The organism is Ectobacillus panaciterrae DSM 19096, from assembly GCF_000430785.1.
GTDB lineage: Bacteria > Bacillota > Bacilli > Bacillales > Bacillaceae_G > Ectobacillus > Ectobacillus panaciterrae.
In genome coordinates, this window is sequence record NZ_AUMR01000143.1 from 1 (window position 1) to 5,874 (window position 5,874).

The 5,874-nt window shown below is 38.9% G+C and carries 8 protein-coding genes and 1 riboswitch; of the genes, 2 read left to right on the forward strand and 6 right to left on the reverse strand.

Annotation, left to right across the window (positions count from 1 at the left end; all coding sequences use genetic code 11):
- Nucleotides 1-390: 390 nt before the first annotated feature.
- The 3 genes from crcB to H540_RS35675 form a co-directional block, all read right to left on the reverse strand.
- On the reverse strand, nt 391-825 hold the full coding sequence (gene crcB / locus H540_RS0121165) for a fluoride efflux transporter CrcB (RefSeq protein ID WP_028402282.1): 435 nt from the start codon (nt 823-825) through the stop codon (nt 391-393).
- A 31-nt stretch (nt 826-856) separates the two neighbouring features.
- A riboswitch (Fluoride riboswitch) is annotated at nt 857-916 on the reverse strand.
- Nucleotides 917-1,075: 159 nt separating this feature from the next.
- Nucleotides 1,076-1,264 carry a hypothetical protein gene (locus tag H540_RS0121170; protein ID WP_028402283.1) on the reverse strand — a complete coding sequence of 63 codons (189 nt, stop codon included), beginning with the start codon at nt 1,262-1,264 and terminating at the stop codon, nt 1,076-1,078.
- Between the two features lie 376 nt (nt 1,265-1,640).
- Nucleotides 1,641-1,790: a DUF4306 domain-containing protein gene (locus H540_RS35675; protein ID WP_425388159.1), complete on the reverse strand. Its 150-nt coding sequence runs from the start codon at nt 1,788-1,790 to the stop codon at nt 1,641-1,643.
- Nucleotides 1,791-2,051: 261 nt separating this feature from the next.
- Here H540_RS35675 and H540_RS0121175 point away from each other — a divergent pair, with 261 nt between their 5' ends.
- Complete coding sequence (locus tag H540_RS0121175) at nt 2,052-2,294, forward strand: hypothetical protein (protein ID WP_028402284.1); 243 nt, start codon at nt 2,052-2,054, stop codon at nt 2,292-2,294.
- A gap of 152 nt (nt 2,295-2,446) precedes the next feature.
- Here H540_RS0121175 and H540_RS0121180 read toward each other — a convergent pair whose 3' ends face one another.
- Complete coding sequence (locus H540_RS0121180) at nt 2,447-2,710, reverse strand: hypothetical protein (protein ID WP_028402285.1); 264 nt, start codon at nt 2,708-2,710, stop codon at nt 2,447-2,449.
- Nucleotides 2,711-2,725: 15 nt separating this feature from the next.
- On the reverse strand, nt 2,726-3,337 hold the full coding sequence (locus H540_RS0121185) for a dienelactone hydrolase family protein (protein WP_028402286.1): 612 nt from the start codon (nt 3,335-3,337) through the stop codon (nt 2,726-2,728).
- A 230-nt stretch (nt 3,338-3,567) separates the two neighbouring features.
- Here H540_RS0121185 and H540_RS0121190 point away from each other — a divergent pair, with 230 nt between their 5' ends.
- Entirely contained in the window at nt 3,568-4,302 is a 735-nt protein-coding gene (locus tag H540_RS0121190) for a MerR family transcriptional regulator (protein ID WP_028402287.1), read from the forward strand.
- A gap of 268 nt (nt 4,303-4,570) precedes the next feature.
- Here H540_RS0121190 and H540_RS30540 read toward each other — a convergent pair whose 3' ends face one another.
- Nucleotides 4,571-5,560: an NAD-dependent epimerase/dehydratase family protein gene (locus tag H540_RS30540; RefSeq protein ID WP_051317230.1), complete on the reverse strand. Its 990-nt coding sequence runs from the start codon at nt 5,558-5,560 to the stop codon at nt 4,571-4,573.
- Nucleotides 5,561-5,874 lie beyond the last annotated feature (314 nt).

Consider the following 5,874-nt stretch of genomic DNA (forward strand, 5'->3'; position numbering starts at 1 on the left):
TCCGCGTATCGCTTATTCAACTGGAATTTGGGAGGAATAAGTTGAATCAAATCTTTTGGATCTTTTCCTTCCAACAGCCGATTGAAGGCATACCGCGTGACACAGCCATGCACTCGCATCAGGTTGTCTAACTCCTCATGTCTCGATACAAGGGCTTTACAAATACGCGTGACAAACACATGGGTCACCTCCCGAACATCGTTTCTTATCTCTAAGATAACAAACAAATGTTCGAAAGTCTTTTCGATTTGGTAAAAAATGTGTAAAGATACGATTTACAACCAGGATTCACCTCCTTTTTTTATAAATGACTACCAAAATCATGTTATTTTGATACGATATGATACAGTTTTAAACGGTTTATAAAGAGCTGTTCACACCTCCTTTTGATTATGATGCAGGCTGTTTTTGTGTTCGTTTTTTGAAGAAAAAATCACCGATTTTAAATCCTAACCAAGACATGAAAAGACCGCCCCATAAACTGCTTAATATATATAGAAGTGCTATCCCCCAATGTGAGGACTGGATTAATTTAACGGTTTCTACACTAAACGTAGAAAAAGTTGTAAATGATCCCACGAATCCTGTACCTATCCCAGTAACAAGGTACGGATGAAGGATATTTAATCGAGATATGTACATCGTGAGCCAACTGAGAATAAAACAACCAATAAGATTAATCGACAATGTAGCAAGCGGAAAATCTTGATGCCACCATGTATTGATAGATAATCCTAAATAATAACGTGATAAAGCACCTAAAATTCCGGCTACGCCGACAAAGATATAAACCATTTTCTTCACCTCTTTTGTAATTTTCCCCAAAAAAATAGACTCCTACCAGTAAAGTGAATATATACTGGTAGGAGTCATCAGCTCTAGGGCAATTAAGGCGAACTCCATCGCCTATACAGTTATATCAATCATTGTAGCAAAAGAATGATTTTCTGACCACTAATATAATATGTATACGTTATTCATGAGAGGTTTACATAACATATCATTATCGGAAGTAATTTCTTGTTAATACAAATTGATTGTTTATAAGTCTTATCCTTATATTAAGAAATATCCTTCATTCAACAAGATTGTCCTGAGTGTTATCAAATAACTCAGACTCAAGCGAGTAAGGGACTACCAAGCTCACAATAAAAAAGATTACAGCACATGATATAGATGTTATAAGGTCCATTTCTGGAATTAGGTTCATAACTGCAAAAACACCCAAAAACAATGCCAGAGACATAAAACCTTGATTTATCACGCTTATTCCTCCCTTTTATTATCTTGTGAATTTGTCGCTTCTGTATGTATTCATTATCATGAACAAAAAAACCTTCAATGTAGAATTGAAAGTTACATAGTTTTATCCACTTGATGATTTAACAGATCCGGTTTCTTCGCTCCAACCAAGTTTTTCTGTGATCTTAACGGAACGTGGCGCTTGATTTACCTCTTTTGATTCCTCTGCAGCGACTTTTGTATTAACAAAAGAAGCTGAAAGGAGAAAAGTAGTAAGTAGAGTTTTAGAGATCTTATTAAATTTCAAAACTGAAAATATTACCCTATAACCTTTAAATCGACTTACATAAGGTAGCATAATATTTTAAAAAAGGGAATAATATCTATGTAAATATATTCTATTTTTCTTGTTTTCTCTGACGAATTAAAAACCAAATTAGTCCAAGTATATATAAAAAGCTTATTATCATAATGATAACTGATGTTGGTTTAAATCTAGCACAACATAAAAAATAGTCTAATTGCATGATATCGTGTTCATTTGTAATAAGTTATGGGGAGTTCACACGTTCGTAAAAGTAGAATTTTGGGAACCTTTATTATTAATAATTACAAAAGTATTATATTTTAACACTTTCTAAAATTTGACAAATTTTGATACCTTATTTTTGTTATAGTAATATTAGGCCCATGAAATAACCCCCTATAGATACAGACGCACTGACCACCTGTTAGTATGTCTTCTTTTTGGCTATATTGTTAAAGAAAATACTATGAAGTTTATACAAAGAAAAAAGTAGGGATATAAGATGAATGTAGAGGAAATTCAAAAGAAATTAGAGCAATTTGAAAAGGTAAAGAAGGTAGAGCTTAGAATTGGTTTAATCCTTCTGTTTGTATGTGTTATGGGCATAGGATTTGGAGGAGATAGGGGTGCTTTTATTACAAGTATCATTATCGTAATATCTATCGTGTATATATTAGCAACAAAGGTTGCAAAGAGTGGGTATGAACACTTATATAGCCATATAGAACAAAGAAATAAAAAATAATAAAGTATTTTTCAATAATCTGAAGTCGCTCCAGTGTTAAACTGAAGCGACTTTGTTTACACAACATGAGTTATCGGTAGTCAATATACCTAGAAGCCTGTAAAAATCCCCTCCAGATTGCTGAGGGCTTTTTGATCATATAAAATGTCAACTCAACCAAACGTCAAAACCTTCATTCTCATATATTCAAACTGATTGCGAAACGGCTTCTCTTCCATTTCAATGTAATCGCTGAGTTCTTTCAGGATTTCCAATCTATAAGGGCTGTATATCTCGGGAACGATTCTCGGCTCCCAATAACTCAGCCATACCGTCCCGATTCGATCGTCAATTTGAACTTGTACCGCAATCCGGTCTTGTTCAACCAGTTCGGCATGCAGTACGGTAACTTCTTCTCCTGTTTCGTGGTTCAGCATTATATAGATCCTCCCTCAGGCTTGTTTACTCTTATGTTGCTGTATAAAACCTTTTATATATGTCAGAGCTTGTACAGCCGATGTTTCATGGTAATCCTTGTGAAAAGGATTCATGAATCCATGCGTACCAAGAAAAGTCTTCAGCTGCAAACACTCATTTTCTTTCTGTTCCAGCGCGGATAGCAAGATGTGGATATCAAATGCGATTTCCTCGGTCGGAAAAATGAGCAAGGTCGGGCATATGGGTTTCATATCTGTGTAATCTCTAATTCGTGAACCGTAACACCCGACCGCAAAATCACAAATGTTATCCCCGCTGCAAAGCCACCCAATCGTCGCTCCTACGCTAAACCCTATTATTCCGACTGTTCGATACTGCCGCTTTAATTCTTTTAGCGTTCTTCTGATTTGTTCAGCTCCGTTTTCAAATCCTACATGTTCAATAAAATTCTGATACCCCTCTTTTTCTTCACTATATGTATACGGGACTTCCCTATTTAACAAGTTCGGGCATACAACCTCTATATCCATCTTGGAGAGCTCTTCTTTCATGTGCTCCATATGATTATTTACCCCATATATTTCGTGAATTAATATGACGGCTGTATCTTTGTTTGAACGATTCATCGCTTTTCTCCTTATACATTTTTATTTGACTTGCGTAACTGATAAACTGAACATCCAGACAACATCAAATGAATGTAAGCACCTCTATCTACATCAATAATGTAATTTTACACTACATGTTTTTTTGATAAAATGGGCGGGTTAAAAATAATAAAAAACCCTTGAATCTGACGTAGCGTCAGGTTATATAGTAAAGTTGCCGGCAAAAACAACTCGCGCGAAATGAGGGGATGATCATAAACAAGAAAACTTGGAAGATCGGGGAATTGGCCACACAGACCGGAATTACGGTGCGAGCGCTCCACCATTACGACCGGATTGGGCTGTTCTCTCCTTCACAGCATTCAGATACGGGCCATAGGCTCTATACTAAGGAAGACATCGCCAAGCTCCAGCAAATCATGTCGCTGAAGCAATTAGGCTTTTCTTTAGAAGAGATTAAAGAATTGATCGGAAACCCTAATTATAAGCCGGATGAGGTCATACGGCTGCAGCTGGACCGGTTGAACGAGCACATCCGGATACAGGAAAAACTGCGCAATCACTTGGAACATTTGCATGCTATGCTCAAGGCGCGGCAAGATGTGACGGCGGAACAATTCATTAAGATTATCGAGGTGATGAATGTGGATATGAATAGATATTTTACTCCAGAGCAGTTGGAAAAACTGAAAGAGCGAGGGGAACAGCTCGGGCCCAAAAAAATGCAAGAGGTCCAGAAAGAATGGCCTGCATTGATTGCGAAGGTGCGTGCGGAACTGGAAAAAGGGGCGCCAGCTGAGAGTCCTGAAGTATTGGATCTGGCAAAACGCTGGAAGGAACTGATGCATATGTTTTCCGGCGGAGATCCTGAAATCACGAAAGCATCCGAACGGTTTTACGCAGACAACCCGGACGCTGCACGGCAATTCGGGATAGACGGGCAGCTTTATAAGTATATCAGCGAGGCTATGTCACATATTTGATGTGTTTAAGTTGTAGTCCTCCCATTAGGAAAATACTGAAAATGGCCATATGTTCTGTGCTCTGCGGAACATAATGGCCTTTCCTTTTTCAAGTGCAACTGCATCTCTCAACTTGCACCGTTTACTATCCAACTTGGAGCATTTACTATCCGAAATGATGCATTTACTATCCAAACCTCAACTGTATGAGGGATGATGAATAAGGGGAACATAGGTGTTAAACAAACGTTTGATTAAATAACAAAAGGCAGGGATATCCCTGCCTTCTTTAAATATGAACCAGCTTCTCCGGCACAACAATCTCCCGCATCCCGTAACCTTCTGGATGCAGTTTGTGCCACTGCCAAGCCGAATATATCGTCTCTTCTAACGAATGCACCGGATTCCATCCAAGCTCTTGCTGAATCTTCTGATAAGAAACCGTCAGCTTCGCCTCATGCATCTCATACACTACATCAGCTTGTACACCTGTCAGATCGCGGCAGGCCAAAACGATATCTTTCACAGAAGCAGCTTGTCCAGAGCCTAGATTATACACCGTATTTAGCGCATTGCCTGCAAGCAAACGCTCTATACAAAGAACATGCGCTTTTGCCACATCCGTCACATGAAGATATTCCCGGCTGTAAGCATAGCTTGCATCCAGCACTAAGGATTCGTCTGTTTCCTTAAGCGCATGCTTTAGCACCATTGGAATCAAATGCGCTTCCGGTTCGTGATCTTCTCCTATTTCTCCTGCAGCGCCAGCCGCGTTGAAATAGCGCAGAATGATATAGTTCAGCCCGTACTCCTGATGAAACTCCTCTAGAAACTGCTCGATGATCTGCTGGGAGCGATGGTACGGAATCGCTTGCGCAACTTTCGCTTGTTCCGTGACATTCTCGCTATGATGAACACCGTATACCTCTGAAGTAGAGGAGAAGACGATCTCCGGAATATGGTATTCTTTCATTTTGTAAAGCAGCATAAGCATGCTGTTTACATAATCCATATAATATTGATTTGCATCTCGCACCATATGCTCATCAGGATGACTGCACCCTAAATGAATGACCGCATCCACGCTATAGCGTGAGAAAACACGGTCCAAATCTTGCAGATTGCCGAAATTTCCTTTTTCAAACACAACTCTTTTATCTAAACTGTTATGATGTCCTGTAGACAAATTGTCTAATACAACTACACGATGGCCTTGCTGGAGCAATTCCTTGACCGTATGACTGCCTATATACCCCGCACCACCAATGACTAGAATCATTTCTCTCACCTATCTATCCAAATTAGAGAATTTATTTACATTTTTATTATTATAATACATTTCCAGCGGAATGTATGCTGTGAAATGGAATCGTTTTGGAAATTTTATGAATTTGTCATATTAGTAATGGTAATACATGTATGGACGCCGGCCATATTCTTAGCAGGTATTGCAAACACTCCACCTATATATGAGTGAATTGTAATTCCGACATATCTATCGTTTGCCACGTAGAACAAAAGGGAAACTGCGCTCGCTCCCTCTCTCTCCCTGCATGGGCCACGAAAAGGGTTTGACCGCTTCTACGCTTAGTC